The organism is Planktothrix sp., from assembly GCF_046067725.1.
Classification (GTDB): domain Bacteria; phylum Cyanobacteriota; class Cyanobacteriia; order Cyanobacteriales; family Microcoleaceae; genus Planktothrix.
In genome coordinates, this window is sequence record NZ_JBJUDF010000338.1 from 1 (window position 1) to 5,906 (window position 5,906).

Here is a 5,906-nt window from a genome sequence, read left to right on the forward strand (position 1 = left end):
CTAAACCTAATCTAACACAAGTTTCTGTTTTTGTGCAAAGTGTTAAAATATCGTGCTACGCTGGGTATGTTGCTCGGTTTTTCATCTCACCGTTAACCCAAAGGGTGTAACGGGAGTCTTCAAACCGAGATCTTAGATAAAGTATAGAAACCGGGTTTCTTCGCTCAAGATTATTAGTGATGACTTTAACCCGGTTTCTGCATTTTACTCCTTAATAAAATCCTGGTTTAAAGAGATATTATTCGTTCGCTCAATCCACTAAAAAGATTAATAGATGATTGCTCGTTCACAAATTGTTGTAAATTCTGGAATCCTGACTAAAATCTCTACACGGATACCGGATAACTGATGATGGGCGGGAAAACCCCGCCCCTACAAGTGATTAACGGAACATACTGCTCACCGAGCTATCTTCATGAATCCGCCAAATGGTTTCGCCCAGTAAATTTGCAACCGATAGAACCGTTAACTGATCAAACTGTTTTTCTGGGATGATTGGAATCGTATTAGTAACAATCACTTCTTCAAACACCCCACTCGATAAACGTTCAATCGCCGGATGGGAGAAGACCGCATGAGTCGCACAGGCGTAGACTTGACGAGCACCTTCACGACGCAATAAACGAGCACCTTCAGCAATCGTCCCAGCCGTATCAATCATGTCATCCACTAAAACAGCCGTTTTTCCTTTAACATCCCCAATAACATTGAGAACTTCTGCCACATTATGGGCTTGACGACGCTTATCAATAATCGCCAACGGCGCATCATTCAGTTTCTTAGCAAAAGCTCTCGCCCGGGCTACTCCACCGACATCAGGAGAAACCACAACAATATCGGATAACTGTTTGCTCATCAGGTAATCTAAAATTACCGGAGAGCCATAAACATGATCAAAAGGAATATCAAAATATCCTTGAATCTGAGCCGAGTGTAAATCCATTGCGAGAATCCGACTAGCTCCCGCTTCAGTAATCAAGTTAGCCACCAATTTCGCAGTAATTGACTCCCGACCTGCGGTTTTGCGATCAGCCCTAGCGTATCCATAATAGGGAATAACGGCCGTAATTTGACGAGCAGAAGCCCGTCTACAAGCATCGATCATGATCAACAACTCCATCAAGTTGTCATTGACCGGATAACAGGATGGTTGAATCAGATAAACATCACAACCTCGAATCGACTCTTGAATCTGGATATAAATTTCCCCATCAGCGAATCGCTTGCGAACCATTGGCCCCAAGTCAATCCCTAAATAACGGCTTACTTCCACCGATAAAGAAACATTTGCTGATCCAGAAAAGAGTCGTAACCGACTATGATCAGCAACCAATGGCTCAGAGTACGGAAGGGGTAATGTAGCAGAACGGATCACGGCGAACCCTCACAGTTCATTCATGGCAATCAATCTTAATCATTCCAGAAAAGACTGGAATTCGGAACAGATTTGGCGAATTGAATTGTGGCTGTTGTCTGTTGGCACAACTCAGCAGCCCCGCCAATCATTAACGACGTTTTTCGGTACACTCAAGCACGGCGGCTTGAAATCCCAATCACGAACGTTCTCTGTATATCATTGTGGAGAAGAATTGAACAAATTAAAATACGGAAAATACTTAAGTTTATGTTAAAACAGTTGAGGCAATCAGGCAAGAAGAAATCGTATTTTTATAAATTATTGACACCCCCTATCCCTTCATGGTTAGAGGAGTTAACTGGTGTCCATCTTCCCCAATCACTCACCGATACGGAATCAAACCCTTTGTTGCTGTAGTTCGTTGTGTTTTAACCCTCGTAATTGTACTTAAGTCCTATAATACGAAGGGTCAATTTTAATCCGAGTTTCTCGCTCACTCACCTCCTAGACCCATGATGCAAACTGCGATTCCCGTCGGCACAATTCTGCAAAACCGCTACCGCTTGATCGGTGTTTTAGGTCAGGGGGGATTTGGTCGTACCTATTTAGCCGAAGATCAAGGACGATTTAACGAGCGCTGCGCTTTAAAAGAATTTATTCCCGTCCAAGCTGGAACCTACGCCCTACAAAAATCTCAAGAACTGTTTCGCCGGGAAGCGCAAATTCTCTACCAAATTCATCATGCTCAAATTCCTCAATTTGGAGCGGTTTTTGAAGAAAATCAACGCTTATTTTTAGTTCAAGATTATGTGGAAGGGAAAACCTATCACGCCTTATTAATGGAGCGGAAAAACTCAGCAGCGGGTTTTCCAAAAACCTTTACTGAAGGCGAAATTGTGCTGTTTTTACGGCAAATGTTACCCGTTTTAGCCCATATTCATAGTTTAGGAATTATTCATCGTGATATTTCCCCCGATAATATTATTTTACGCCATCAAGATCAATTGCCCGTCTTAATTGATTTTGGCGTGGTGATTGAATTAGCAACTCGCATTAATACCCCCGATTTAACTTTACCTCCCGCGACTCGGGTGGGAAAATTAGGCTATGCTCCGTTTGAACAAATTCAAACCGGACAAGCTTTTCCCAGTAGTGATTTATATGCCTTAGCCGTCACATCTATCGTTTTATTAACAGGTCAAGACCCTCAATATTTACTGGATCAAACGGCGTTATCGTGGAATTGGCAACCGTATGTGAATGTTAATCCTAATTTGGCGGTCATTCTCAATCGGATGTTGAGTCGGCAACCGAGCGATCGCTATCCATCAGCCCCAGAGGTTGAACAAGCGTTACAAACTTTAAATCAGCCCTTCAGTTTTCCCCAAACTCAACAAGGTCAACCCATTCCTGTTCCGTCTCCCACGCCCCAACCTCCAGACCCTAATTTTTCTCAACTGCCGACGATTGCGGTGGGACGTCCGTTAGTAACCCAGCAGCATCAATCCTCACCCCAGAATTCTAATCCTTATACCCCTGTTGTACCCGATCCTCTCTCTAGTCCTTCCCCGACTCAAAATCCCGATTCGATTTTTGCCAAATATCACTCCATTTGGGATAAACCGATCACAATTATTATCGCTGGGGTTTTAGTGGCTGGTTTAGCGGCTTGGGGTTCTTGGGCATTGGTGAAAGGATTCTTGAAACTGGCTGACCCCAACAACGAAGAGCAACCCTCCCAAGTGAATCCCCCTCTGACGAGTCCATCGAGACCTATACCGTCTTTACCGTTACCGAATCTAACTCCGGGTCAAATTCCACCGAATCCAACTGAGACACCTTCGACCGTCCTACCAACACCCACCACCAACCGTCTCAATTTAGTTCCTGGAGAACCAACGGTGGCGCAAGGAACCCTCAAAGCCAATCAAACGGCTAACTATGTGGTTTCTGCCGAAGCCGGACAACAGTTTTATGCCTCGGTGAGTGGAGAAGGAGTTTTGTTAACGTTAGTCGGGCCGGATCAAAAACCGATTAATCAAGGGGAAGCTGTTTCTTTGTGGCAAGGAACTTTGCCCTTGAGTGGAGATTATACAGTGATTCTCAATCCCATTCCGGGTATCGGAGACAGTAGCTATAAGTTAGACCTAACGTTAATTAATACCCTGACGCCGATTATTCCACCGGAACCGGAACCTGTCCCCAATCCTGAACCGGAACCTATCCCTAACCCGGAACTGGAACCGACACCGGAACCCACGTTGGCTCCGACTCCTGCACCCACACCCGCACCTACGCCGGAACCGACCCCAGCACCTACGCCGGAACCGACCCCAGTACCGACACAGGAACCGACACCGGAACCTGCTCCAATTCCCACCCCTGAACCGACTCCAGCCCCTCCCTTAGAACCGACTCCGACACCGGAACCAACCCCGGAACCAACCCCCGAATCCAGTCCAGTTCCTCCCAGTGAATCTCAACCCGTGACTGAACCTCAGTTGGAATAATGATCAGTTAAACTATTAAAAAGAGTTCATAGGGAAATGTGAAAAAGAGTTTATTAATTGCAGGAACGGATACAAATGTTGGGAAAACGGTATTAACCAGCGCGCTAATTTCTTATTGGCAAACCTATTATTTATCCAAAAGTTTAGGAGTCTTGAAACCAATTCAAACAGGAAAGGGAGATCGGGAATTGTATCATGAATATTTTCCCTTAAATCAATCTTTAGAAGAGATTAATCCTTTACAGTTTGAGGCTCCTTTGGCTCCTCCTGTTGCAGCAGAATTAGAAGGTAAAATTGTTGATTTAAAGTTAGTTTGGTCACAGTTTTGTCAATTACAAAAAAATCGAGATTTTGTATTAGTAGAAGGGTTAGGGGGGCTGGGTTCTCCTGTGACTGATGAATTAACGGTGGCAGATTTAGCTAGAGATTGGCATTTACCGACAATTTTAGTGGTTCCTGTGCGGTTAGGTGCGATCGCTCAAGCCGTTGCTAATGTTGCCTTAGCTCGACAAAAAGGTGTATCTCTACAAGGATTGGTTTTAAATTGTGTTCAACCTTGTTCTCCACAAGACATTGAACAGTTAACTCCAATTCATCTGATCGAGTCTTTAACTCAAATTCCGATTTTAGGAATTTTGCCTTATCTTGAAGTTCCGACTGATCGAGAAAAACTAAGTGAAATTGCTTCTAACTTAAACCTAGAAATCATTTTTTCTTAATTCAATCCTGTTCCCTGTTCCCTGTTCCCTGTTCCCTGCTATATAATTAATTTCACTTCTTAACATAGTTTTTAGAGTTTCTGCATACCAATGGTTTCTACAATTCCCAGCTTAAATTCAGCTAATATATCCCAACTCCGGCTGGATATTCGTAATTTACAACCCCAGTTAGTAGAATGGCGACGGCGTTTACATCAGTATCCAGAACTAGGATTTACTGAAACCTTGACGGCAGAATTTGTCTCTGAACAACTGAAAAAATGGGGAATTGATCATCAAACTGGAATTGCCAAAACCGGAATTGTTGCCACCCTCGATAGTGGAAAACCAGGGCCAGTTTTAGCGATACGGGCTGATTTAGATGCCTTACCCATTCAAGAAGAAAATGATGTTGCTTATAAATCTCAACATCCTGGAATTATGCACGCCTGCGGTCATGATGGTCATACAGCGATCGCATTAGGAACCGCTTATTATTTAGCGCACCATCAACATTGTTTTCAAGGCATCGTTAAAATTATTTTTCAACCTGCCGAAGAAGGGCCAGGGGGAGCTAAACCGATGATTGAAGCGGGTGTTTTAAAGAACCCAGATGTTGATGGTTTAATTGGATTACACCTGTGGAATAACTTACCGTTAGGAACCATTGGGGTTTGTAGTGGCTCATTAATGGCGGCGGTTGAGAAATTTCAATGTACCATTCATGGAAAAGGGGGACATGGAGCCATTCCCCATCAAACCATTGATTCAATTGTGGTGGCTTCCCATATTGTTTTAGCATTACAAACCATTGTTTCCCGCAGTGTTAATCCCTTGGATGCGGCGGTGGTTTCAGTCGGTTCTCTTCAGGCTGGAAAAACCGATAATGTGATTGCTGATTCTGCTAAATTATTAGGGACTGTCCGATATTTTAATCCAAGCTATCAAGGATTTTTTGCAAAAAGAGTTGAACAAATTATTGCTGGTGTTTGTCAAAGTCATGGAGCCAGTTATGATCTAAATTATGCACCCTTATATCCTCCTGTCATTAATGACAAACGAATGGCTGAATTGGTGCAAAGTATTGCAGAAACAGTAGTTGAAACTCCGGCTGATGTCATTGCTGAATGTCAAACCATGGCAGCCGAAGATGTCTCTTATTTTTTGGAAGCGGTTCCAGGCTGTTATTTCTTTTTGGGTTCTGCAAATCCTGATAAAAATTTAGCTTTTCCCCATCATCATCCGCGTTTTAATTTTGATGAAACGGTGTTAGGAATGGGTGTTGAAATGTTTGTTCGCTGTGTTGAAAAATTCTGTAAGTAATTGATCAAAAGTTAAGTT

At 43.3% G+C, this 5,906-nt stretch carries 4 protein-coding genes; 3 read left to right on the forward strand and 1 reads right to left on the reverse strand.

The window, feature by feature from the left end; genetic code table 11:
- Positions 1–382: 382 nt before the first annotated feature.
- Positions 383–1,375, reverse strand: a complete 993-nt coding sequence (locus ACKPEB_RS20915) for a ribose-phosphate pyrophosphokinase (RefSeq protein WP_408966943.1) — start codon at positions 1,373–1,375, stop codon at positions 383–385.
- 497 nt (positions 1,376–1,872) lie between these two features.
- On the opposite strand from ACKPEB_RS20915, the gene ACKPEB_RS20920 reads away from it, so the two are divergent.
- The 3 genes from ACKPEB_RS20920 (at position 1,873) to ACKPEB_RS20930 (ending at position 5,888) form a co-directional block, all read left to right on the forward strand.
- Complete coding sequence (locus ACKPEB_RS20920; RefSeq protein WP_408966946.1) at positions 1,873–3,867, forward strand: protein kinase domain-containing protein; 1,995 nt, start codon at positions 1,873–1,875, stop codon at positions 3,865–3,867.
- 38 nt (positions 3,868–3,905) lie between these two features.
- Entirely contained in the window at positions 3,906–4,586 is a 681-nt protein-coding gene (gene bioD, locus ACKPEB_RS20925; protein WP_408966944.1) for a dethiobiotin synthase, read from the forward strand.
- Positions 4,587–4,676: 90 nt separating this feature from the next.
- A complete protein-coding gene (locus ACKPEB_RS20930) occupies positions 4,677–5,888 on the forward strand; it encodes a M20 family metallopeptidase (protein ID WP_408966945.1) in 1,212 nt (403 codons plus the stop codon).
- The last annotated feature ends 18 nt before the right edge of the window (positions 5,889–5,906 follow it).

Coding starts and splice junctions, on each gene's coding strand:
- ACKPEB_RS20920 (WP_408966946.1), top strand. CDS start 1,873: ATGCAAACTGCGATTCCCGTCGGCACAATTCTGCAAAACCGCTACCGC.
- ACKPEB_RS20930 (WP_408966945.1), top strand. CDS start 4,677: ATGGTTTCTACAATTCCCAGCTTAAATTCAGCTAATATATCCCAACTC.